General features: G+C 59.7%; 5 protein-coding genes. 2 read left to right on the forward strand and 3 right to left on the reverse strand.

Annotation, left to right across the window (positions count from 1 at the left end):
• Positions 1-50: 50 nt before the first annotated feature.
• The 3 genes from DQG13_RS26885 to DQG13_RS26895 are packed head-to-tail and all read right to left on the reverse strand — an operon-like array spanning position 51 to position 3,649.
• Positions 51-1,760, reverse strand: a complete 1,710-nt coding sequence (locus DQG13_RS26885; protein ID WP_113023270.1) for an extracellular solute-binding protein — start codon at positions 1,758-1,760, stop codon at positions 51-53.
• A gap of 36 nt (positions 1,761-1,796) precedes the next feature.
• Positions 1,797-2,669 carry a carbohydrate ABC transporter permease gene (locus tag DQG13_RS26890; protein ID WP_113023271.1) on the reverse strand — a complete coding sequence of 291 codons (873 nt, stop codon included), beginning with the start codon at positions 2,667-2,669 and terminating at the stop codon, positions 1,797-1,799.
• Positions 2,670-2,683: 14 nt separating this feature from the next.
• The gene (locus tag DQG13_RS26895) at positions 2,684-3,649 is read right to left on the reverse strand and encodes an ABC transporter permease (RefSeq protein ID WP_113023272.1); all 966 of its coding nucleotides are present in this window, start codon (positions 3,647-3,649) and stop codon (positions 2,684-2,686) included.
• Positions 3,650-4,451: 802 nt separating this feature from the next.
• On the opposite strand from DQG13_RS26895, the gene DQG13_RS26905 reads away from it, so the two are divergent.
• Together DQG13_RS26905 and DQG13_RS26910 are read left to right on the forward strand one after the other, a co-directional pair.
• Positions 4,452-6,893 (forward strand): GH36-type glycosyl hydrolase domain-containing protein, encoded by a 2,442-nt coding sequence (locus DQG13_RS26905; RefSeq protein ID WP_113023274.1) that lies wholly within the window; start codon positions 4,452-4,454, stop codon positions 6,891-6,893.
• A 26-nt stretch (positions 6,894-6,919) separates the two neighbouring features.
• Positions 6,920-8,905, forward strand: coding sequence for a hypothetical protein (locus DQG13_RS26910; protein WP_146767211.1), 1,986 nt, complete (start codon positions 6,920-6,922; stop codon positions 8,903-8,905).
• The last annotated feature ends 506 nt before the right edge of the window (positions 8,906-9,411 follow it).

Below are 9,411 nucleotides of genomic sequence, written 5' to 3' on the forward strand. Positions count from 1 at the left end.
GCAGAGGCCCTCTTCATGATTGCCACAAAGAGAGCCCGCTGCACGGAAGGTTATTTCTTGAGGAAATCGTAGTAGTCCTTGGTCAGGAGAATTTTATCCTTATTGGCGGCAAACCATTCCTTGTACCAGGCATCCACCTTGGCTCCGTTGGAGGTTTCCCAGGCGGCTTTGGCGTCCTTTATCGCCTGCGCCGCGCTGTAGCTTGGGGTAATCGCGCCCTTGGCCAGGATGTCGTTGACGGTTTTGTAGCCGTTGGTCTGGTTGATCTGCAGGTCCTGGGGCAAGGCAGGCAGGGAACCGCTGGAAATGACGCCGATCATCGGCTTGGCCGGGTCCTGATAAGCGTCAAAAGCGCTTTGGTACACTTGGGCAAATTCCTTGCTCAGCTCATAGGCAGCCAGGGTTTCAGGAGTTTCCACCGCAGGTTTGACCGGATTCAGCACAATATTCACGCTGGAGCATTTGTCCGTAATGGCGTTGTTAATCATCGTGAAGTCCGTGTTGTAGCTTTTTTCAATTTTGTTCTTCTCGGCGTCGATGACCTCCGGGCAGCCGCTGACACCGATTTTGTAATGCTCGCCTTCAATGCCGTAAACGAAGGTTTTGGTGGCTTTTTCCGACATCATAAAGTCCACATACTTGATAATGGCCTCCGGGTCCTTGGCCTTGGCGTTGACTACGGTGGTCAGATTGACGGGGGTGCTGAGCAGCGGACTGAAGGTGCCGTAGGGTCCGGCAGGCAAGGGCAGGGCGGCGATGGTGGCCGCGGGATTATTCTTCTTCAGCGTCTTGAAGGTTTCTATTTCACTGCCGTTGGCTCCGTAGATGCCCAGCTTGCCGTTGACGAAATCCTGCTTGGCCTTGTCGCCCTTGCCGTCCGTCAGATAATCCTTGTCCACAATCCCCGCTTCATACAGCTTCTTCTTGAACTCCAGCGCCGATTGGATGCGGTCCCAGCCGAATACAAGCTCTCCTTTGTCATTCAGCACCCATGGGTTTTTATCGATGGAATTAAACACGATGCCGAAAATATCGTCCACCGCCATGCCGCCCACAAAGCTGAGGCTCACCCCGTAGGTGTCCTTTTTGCCGTTGCCGTCCGGGTCCTTCTCGGCGAAGGCCTGAGCCACCTGGAAGAATTCGTCCACGGTCTTGGGCATGGACAGGTTCAGCTTGGCCAGCCAGTCCGTGCGGATATAGACGTTATGCTGGGGAACGATGTTTTCCACTCTGCCGATCTCATAGATTTTCCCGTCATCCTTGCGGCTGAGCTTCTCCAGAATCGGGTATTTCTTCAGAATATCCTTGTAGGTGGTGCTGTACTTCTCGATGGCGTCGTCCAGAGGCATCAGCAGCTTCTGGTTGTACAGCTGGTTCTTGATGGCCATATCATACTCCATAATCACGTCGGGAGCGGAGCCGGAGGCGAACAGGGTGTTCAGCTTCTGGGCCGATTCCCAGCGGGGCACGGCCACGAAGGTGACATCCGTGGGACCGTTCTCGTTGATCCAGCGGGTCCACCGGTTCTCCGTTTTGGTTCCTTCCTCCGGCGCTACGCCGCCGCGCTCGTAGATGGTGGAAGTGATCTTGCCGCGGGGAGCGGGAGTGGCCCCTGCTGTAGCGGCTGCGGATTGGCCCGGCTTGGCGGAAGCGGCGGGTTCGGCTTCGTCGCTGCCGCAGCCTGCCAGAACGGTGATGCCTGCCAGTACGGATGCCGCCAGGGCAATGCGGTACTTGGCGTTTTTCTGTGAGAATTTCATGTTTTGTCCCCTCCAATTGATATTATACCTGTTGCATTATCCTTTCACGGCTCCAATCATCGCGCCCTTTACAAAATATTTCTGGATAAAGGGGTAGACGAGAAGAAGCGGGATAATCATGACCATTACTCCGGCGGACTTGACTCCCTCCGGGGTGGCTTGCTGGACCTCATCCGGACGCAGGGCGAAATCCTGGGTCAGGGACTGGCTTTTGATCATTTGCTGCACCAGCACGGACATGTTGAATTTCTCAACGTCGTTGATATAGATCAGCACATTCATGAAGCTGTTCCACAGCCCCACGCCGTAGAACAGGGCCAGGGTGGCCACCATGGGCAGGGACAGGGGCAGCACCACCCGGACGATGTAAGTCCATTCCCCCGCGCCGTCCATCCGCGCCGCCTCCTCCAGCTCCTCCGGCAGGCTTTCAAAGTAATTTTTCATAATGAGCATGTTGTAGGCGCTGATCAGCCCCAGGCACCAGATGGACCAGTAGCTGTTGATCAGCCCCAGGGATTTCACCAGGAGATATTGGGGAATGACGCCGCTGCTGAAAATCATCGTGAACACAATCGCCAGGGTAAAGGGCCTGCGGCCGTAGAAGCCTCTGCGGGACAGGGGGTACGCCGCCAGGAAGGTGAACAGAAGGCACAGCAGGGTGCCTGTCAGGGTAATGATGAGACTGTTGCGGAAGGAAGTCAGAATGGGCGTGCCCTTGAGCAAAATGTCGTAGGATTGGGTGGTGATATCCACCGGCCAGAGATACACCTTGCCGGAGATGATGGCTTCATTGCCGCTTACGGAAACGGCGGCAATATTCACCAGCGGATACAGGCAGGACAGGGCAGCCAGGGTCAAAAGCAGATAGTTGACGGCATAGAACAGCCGGTCTCCTTTGGATAAGCGCATAGGTCAGACTCCTTTCACCAGAGGCCCTGGTCGAATTTGCGGGCGATGGCATTGGTGGTGATGACGAGAACCAGGCCGATTACTGCCTCGAACAGGCCCATGGCCGAGGTCAGGCTGAACTGTCCGCCCTGCAGGCCCATCCGGTAGATGTAGGTGGAGATCACCTCGGAAACGTCGGAAACGATGGAATTTTGCAGGTTGTACACCTGGTCGAAGCCTACATCCATAATCCGGCCCATGGCCAGAATCAGCATCAGCACGATGACCGAGCGGATGCCGGGCAGGGTTACATGCCAGATCTGCTTCAGCTTGCCGGCTCCGTCCAGGCTGGCGGCCTCATACAGGCTGGGGTCGATGTTGGAGAGAGCGGCCAGATAGATGATGGCGCCGAAGCCGGCTTCCTTCCAGGCCCCTGCTCCCAGGAACACGGCTATCCAGGAGGCGGGTTTGTAGAGGAAGGGATACACGTCTCCTGTCAGCTGCCGCAGAAGGTGGTTGACGGTGCCGGATTCCTGGGCGAACAGATTGATCACCAGACCGCCGATAATGACCCATGACAGAAAATGGGGGAGATACAGAAGGGTCTGCACCGTTTTTTTGAACCACATCTTCCGCACCTCGTTGAACATCAGCGCCAGCAGCACCGGGAACGGAAAGTTTACCAGAATGGACAGGACGGCGATGACGAAGGTGTTGCGGATGGTCTTGAAGGCCAACGGATCGGTGAACAGCAGCTGGAAGTTGTGGAAGCCCACCCAGGGGCTGCCCCATAACCCGTCGTTGAAATTGTAATTTTTGAAGGCGATGATGTTGCCGCCCATGGGGATATATTTGAACACGATGTAATACACGATTACCGGTAAAAACATCAGCATCCACGGCACATTCTGCTTCAAACGCCGCTTCCTTCTTAAGGCCCGGGCATCCGGAGCATGAACCTGCTGCTGGGCGGGAAGAGCGCGGGCTAGAGAATCTTTCATTGAGGGTTCACATCCTTATTGGGTCTGGTTGATCAACATTGCATCTGGTTTGCGACTGGCCCGGTTTGGTTCTGCGCCTTGGCCGGGAGGTTGGCAGTGGGGGCAGCGGCGGCGGCTTTCCTGCTGCCAATATACCTGCCGGGGAAGCGCAGCGTCCATAAACAAGAAATCCGGGGTGCACAATTCTTACGGTGGCAGGCTTGATCTTAAATAAGGTGCATCGGGGGAAATCATGTTTATTGCGCGCGGCAGACCGGTGGCTTACCCTTGAGCAAGCAGGCGGGAGGCAGAGGGCAAGCGTTGGCGGATGGAGGGCAGGATCAGCGGAGGTCCAGTAGGAGCCCAGCGGAAGTCCAGTGGAAACCCAGTGGAAGCCCAGTAGGAGCCCAGCGGAAGTCCAGTGGAAGTCCAGTGGAAGTCCAGTGGAAGTCCAGTGGAAGTCCAGTGGAAACCCAGTGGAAGTCCAGCGGAAGCCCAGCGGAAGTCCAGTGGAAGCCCAGCGGAAGTCCAGTGGAAACCCAGTGGAAGTCCAGCGGAGTGGCCGGGTTTGCCGGCCGGATACCGCCAGATAAATTTTTAACGGCGGCCACAGCCGTTATTTCCGCAAAATGGCGGGGTTCCTTCATCTAACGGCGGCCAGCGCCGTTATTAAGGACTTTTTGCCGGGTAGCGGCTCCAATCGGGGCAAATAACGGCTGCTGCTTCCGTTAGATTTTGGGAGGTGCCCATTTGACCGAAATAGTGGCGCTCACCGCCGTTAGAAGGCTGGGGCTATTTTTACAGATAAGGAGTGAGGCTCAATATGGAGTACGGCTATTTTCTGAATGATGGGCGGGATTACGCGGTGACTACCCCGCATACCCCTGTGCCCTGGCATAATTACCTGTTTAACCCGGAGCACCATGTGAAGGTGTCCCAGCTTCTCCAGGGGGAGGCGGCCTGCCTGGTCCCCTTCGAGCGGAACTACACCCGCGGCGTGCGGATGTTCTATGTGCGGGACGATGCCACGGGAGAGGTTTGGTCGCCGAATTTCGCCGACGGAGGCTGTTGGCCGGAGAGCGGGGATGGGCAGAGCCAGCCGTCTGCCGGAGCGGCCGACAGAGAAGCAGCGGGAAGGGCCGTACAGAGTACGGCAGCTTCCGGCTTCAACGAAGGAGAGCTGCCGGAGGGGTTCGCCTGCATCCACGGGTTAAGCGCCACCCGGCTTGTAAACGGGAATGGCTGGTGCCGGGCGGAGGTGGCGGTGACGGTGCCTTTGGAAGGCAGCCTGGAGCTGTGGCAGGTGAAGCTTGTCAATACGTCGGCGGTAAAAAGAGAGCTGTCGCTGTTTTCCGCCTTTCTTCCCGAGACGGGGGGGATGGGGGTCAAATGCGCGGTGGATGCGGAGGCGGGGATTCTCTACAGCCACACTTTCCCCTACCATGTGCGGTATGAGGATAAGGAGAAGTACGACGCCTGCCGCAATTACGTGTTTATGTTTGCGGACCGGACGCCGGATTCGTGGGAATGCAGCGAACGCCGTTTCCGCGGCGCCGAGGGGCTGGGCCCCGTTCCCGCCGCCGTGCGGAAGGGAGCTTTAAGCGGGCTTCCCTGCGAGGGAGAGAATCCTGTGGGGGCGATGCAGCACCGCTTCCTGCTGGAGCCGGGCGAGGCGGCGGAGGTGCTGATTTCCGCAGGCTGCGTGAGCGATCCCGGCGAGGCGGTCCGATTGAAGGCGCTGTGGACCGACAGGGAGCGGGCCCGGGCGGAGCTGCTGCGGCTGGAGGACTATTGGCAAGACCGCTTGGCATCCTACCGGATCAGCACGCCGGATACCCATTTGGATCATTTCATCAATTACTGGCTGAAGAAGCAGGTGGCGGCCATGACGGAGACCCACCGGATGAGCAACCTGTCCTGTGTGCGCAATGAGCTGCAGGATGCCATTGGCTTCAGTATGCTGAACCCGGAGGAAGGGGCCCGGTATCTGCTGAAGACGGCCCGGGGCCAGGAGCGGAGCGGCTATATCCGCCAGTACCGGATGCTGGACCCCGTCCAAAGCCCCGCCGGTCTGGCGCTGCTGAACCACAAGGACGCAGACGCCTGGCTGCTGCTGTGCGCCTGCGCCATCGTTCACCAAACCGGGAGCCTGGAGCTTTTGGACAGGCAGGTTGGATTTGTCGACGGCGGAGCGGAAGCGTCTCTCTACGAGCATCTGCTGCTGGCCGTGGATTATATGGAGCAAGACCGGGGCAGCCACGGCCTGTGCCTGATGGGAGACGGGGACTGGACCGACCCCATTAACGGCGCAGGCAGGTTGGGGAGGGGGGAATCCGCCTGGACCACCATGGCTTTTCTCTATGGGGTGAAGGAGCTGATTCCGCTGGCTGCGGCCAGGGGGGACGCTCCGGTGGTTGCCCGCTTGGAGCGGCTGGCGGAGGAGCTGGATACGGTCATCAACCGGGAATGCTGGGACGGTGAATGGTATCTGGCCGGTTATGACGATGAGGGCATTCCTTTCGGCACCGCCGGGGATAAAGAGGGGAGGATTTTTCTCAACGCTCAGACCTGGGCGGTTATGAGCGGCGCTGCCCGAGGTGGGCGGCTGGCGGCCTGCCTCCGGGCGGTGGACCGGCTGGATACCTCCAGCGGGCCTGTGGTGATTTGGCCTTCGTATGCGGATTGGGACGGACGGATCGGCAAGATCAGCATCAAGCGCCAGGGCACCACGGAGAATGGCTCCGTCTATTGCCACGCGGCCCTGTTCAAGGCCTGCGCCGATCTGATGGCCGGGCGGCCGGAGGAGGGTTTCGGGACGATTATGAAGACCCTGCCGGGCAGCACCCTGAATCCGATTGAGCGGAATTTGCAGCCGCCGCTGTGGGTGCCGAATTTCTATTTTGGCCTGACGGATTCCCCCAATTTCGGCAAGTCCAGCCTGAATCACTCCACGGGAACCGCCGCATGGGTGGCTTGGACGGTGCTGGAGCGGCTGTTGGGCGTGCGGGCTACGGTGAACGGCCTGAAGGTAAGCCCCAACCCGCCCCGGGAGTGGCAGGAGTACCGGGTGGAGCGGATGTTCAAGGGCAGCCGTTATACAATCGAATTCCGCAGGCTGGAGGGCGATGGAGCGGCTCCCGGCATTCTGGTGGACGGCTCGCCGCTTGCGGGCGCGCTTTTGCCCTGGGAGCCGGGCAAGGAGTACCGGGTGCAGGTTTGGCTGGCGGCAGTTGTTGGCAAGCACACAGAGGAGGCAGGGATATGACAAGCTTGAACAGAGGAGTAGAAGGCATGACAAGCTTGATTCAGCAGGAAGCCCAGCTGTTTGATTACGAAGGCCAGCAGCTGCGCCGCAAGCGCATTTTTGGGGCCTTCGCGGCGGGCCACGGGGTCATGTTTAGCCCGGAAGGAGAGTATACCGGGCCTAATCTGGGCCATACCCCCCGGCCCAATGATCTGATGGGCCACTGCGTCAATTATTTGGGCAGCGGCAACCCGGATGCGGTTAGGACTGCCAATGCGGTGCTGCGGCGGCTGCCCATGATCGAATGCCACTTTTTGCCCAACCGTTCCCTGTGGCTATTGCGCACCTGCCCCCATCTGCTGGAGGAGGATGTGCGGAAGAAGCTGGATGACTACAGCTGCTCCCATCTGGACGGATTCGCCGGGGAGGATCAGGATTTTGTCGGGGTCAATGACAATTTCCCCTGTGTCAGCGCCTATACCCTGATGGCCGGGGGCCTGCGCTTCGGACGGCCGGAGCTGTATGAACGGGGCTGCGTCCGGCTCCGCCAGTTGAAGGAAATGCTGACCCGCCGGGGGGCGGCTTCCGAATACGCCAGCCCCACCTACTCCCTGCTCCAGCTCCACGCCCTGGCGCAGCTGGGGGAGCTGACGGCGGAGACGGACCCGGAGATGCACCGGCTGGTGCTGGACTGCGAGGCGCGGATCTGGGCGGATTACCTGGCCCATTATTACCTGCCCGCCGACCGTCTGGCTGGCCCTTATTCCCGCAGCTATACCAGCACGCTGGTGGAGTGGACCACGCACCCGGCGGCACTGTACCTGCTGTTCGGGGACAGCGTGCCGGGAGGGCTGCCGGAGGAGGAGCGGGAGGCGCTGATGGTGCGCCATAACCACCATATTCTCGCGGCGGATTTCCACTGCCCGCCCCTGCTGCGGGAATGGCTAGCCGGGCGGCAATACCCCTTCTCCTATGAAGCGACCACAGAGTTCCATGCCTCCTCGGATGAGGTGATCGGGGTGCAAAAGCTGTGGTCCGACCCGGATGCGGGCCCGGGGGATGAGGGAGCCGTGCTGGAGGAGTATGCCTCCGGCTCGGGCCGGGTCTCCACCTATATGACGGAGGCCTACTCCCTGGGCGTGGCCTCCCGGGAATGGCATTGCGGCAGCCAGACGGATACCTTTCTGGCGCTGTACACCACCCGCGCTCCCATCCGCGGGCGGCGGGATGTGCGGACCGTATTCGCCCGGTATTCGGTGAATGACCGGCTGCCCGGGCAGACCAACGCCTACCCGGAGCTGGGCACGGTGAACGGGCCCATGCTCTTCTGGGACCAGGGCCGCAAGCTGGGGGTGCACCACAAGAACACGGCCATGATGCTCTACAAGCCGCGGCTGTATGCCCGCAAGCAGGTCAGGAGCCTGCGCCTGATGGTGCTGATGCCCCTGTCCGACGGCCGTCCCGAGGAGATCTGGTTGGGCGGACGGCGGCTGGAGGGGACGGAGGGCGAGCATACCGGGCTGGTGCCTGTGTGCCTGAAGGACGGCCGCACCTATATGGCTTTCCATCCATTGGTGCCGGTGGACCACGGCCGCAAACAGGCTGTCCGGGTAGAGGAGGCCAACGGCTACCTGATCCTTTCCTTTTACAACTATGAAGGGGAGGAGCGGGATTTCAGGGCTGCGGAGTTTGCCCTGACAGGCAACGGCTTTGTGTGTGAGCTGGGTTCGGAAGCAGAGGACGGCTCCTTCTCCGCATTCCGGGAGCGGATCGGCCAGGGGCAGGTACAGGTGGAGGATCGGTACCTGAGCAATGTCCACATGCGGGGCGCGATGATTCGCAAAAGCGTCTACTCCCGGCCGGGGGTCCAGCTGGCCTGCGAGTACAGCCCCGTAAGCGAAGGCATCCGCTACATGACGGTCAATGGGCGGCAGATCGGGGAAACCCGGCTGCTGGCGGACGGGCTGGATGCGGCGCAGCTGCCTTTTCTGGGTGAGGAGGACGGTGAGGGAGGTGATGGTGCTGCCGGATAAGCGGCGGCCGGCGGGGCGCTTGGCGTCTTCGGGCTTGCGGTGGAGCAGGGTCCATGGAAACGTGGGGTAAAGGAGCAGGGGGTGGTTGAGGACACGGCTGCGGGGATCGATGGGATAGAGCCTCCGCAGGGCTGAGGGGATGGATGGGATAGAGCTGCTGCACGGCTGAGTGGTCGAGGCGGAAGAGCAGAGGCGTAAAGGGGAGGTCAGCGCAATTGAAGAGGATAGGCAGCGCAACATGCAGAGGGGGTAGAAATTACTCCAGGTAACTATCCGGCTTCAGCGCAAAATGATAGCGGGCATCAAATGTCCGCTATCAGGGCTTTTCCTGAGTTTGAGTTCTTATAACGACATAAAATGTCTGCTAAGAGCCGCTTTTTCGACTTCCAGCCTGGGTTTGGAGGGAATAGCAAACATTTTTTGTCGCTATTTTGTCTATTACAACGTCTCGTAAATTCGTTCCCCATTAAACCACTCTGTTGCGTTATGGTCTTTTTCGGGTAAAA

Source organism: Paenibacillus sp. YN15 (genome assembly GCF_003285005.1).
In the GTDB taxonomy this organism is placed as follows: domain Bacteria; phylum Bacillota; class Bacilli; order Paenibacillales; family NBRC-103111; genus Paenibacillus_AR.

Coding starts and splice junctions, on each gene's coding strand:
- DQG13_RS26885 (WP_113023270.1), bottom strand. CDS start 1,760: ATGAAATTCTCACAGAAAAACGCCAAGTACCGCATTGCCCTGGCGGCA.
- DQG13_RS26890 (WP_113023271.1), bottom strand. CDS start 2,669: ATGCGCTTATCCAAAGGAGACCGGCTGTTCTATGCCGTCAACTATCTG.
- DQG13_RS26905 (WP_113023274.1), top strand. CDS start 4,452: ATGGAGTACGGCTATTTTCTGAATGATGGGCGGGATTACGCGGTGACT.
- DQG13_RS26895 (WP_113023272.1), bottom strand. CDS start 3,649: ATGAAAGATTCTCTAGCCCGCGCTCTTCCCGCCCAGCAGCAGGTTCAT.
- DQG13_RS26910 (WP_146767211.1), top strand. CDS start 6,920: ATGACAAGCTTGATTCAGCAGGAAGCCCAGCTGTTTGATTACGAAGGC.